Source organism: Streptomyces sp. GbtcB7 (assembly GCF_019091445.1).
GTDB lineage: Bacteria > Actinomycetota > Actinomycetes > Streptomycetales > Streptomycetaceae > Streptomyces > Streptomyces mirabilis.
This window is the reverse complement of sequence record NZ_JAGXJM010000316.1, coordinates 1-267: the sequence shown is the minus strand read 5'-3', so window position 1 is coordinate 267 and position 267 is coordinate 1. Positions and strand designations below refer to the sequence as shown.

Annotated in this window: 1 protein-coding gene; it reads left to right on the top strand. The window is 72.3% G+C overall.

Annotated elements, in window-relative coordinates; genetic code table 11:
- Positions 1-267: hypothetical protein (locus KVT44_RS56170; protein ID WP_217577002.1), on the top strand; the 267-nt coding region annotated here is incomplete at both ends.

Here is a 267-nt window from a genome sequence, read left to right as displayed (position 1 = left end):
ACTGCGCACGAGCGGCGACCGCGGTGAGCATCGCCTGATCGTGGGACCTTCGGGTGAGATCGACGTCGAGGTGGATGACCGCACCGTCACCCGTGCGGAGCTGCGCCAGCAGGCGTGGTGGACCACGGACCCCGAGCCGGTGCACGAGGCCGAGGCTGACGAGGACGACGCTTCCGCCCCGGAGGCTGAGCCCGAGGTGGATGGCGCGGAGCCCGCGCTCGTCGCCGAGGTGCCGGCGTTCTTCCCGCCGTCGTCGAACCCTCTCCC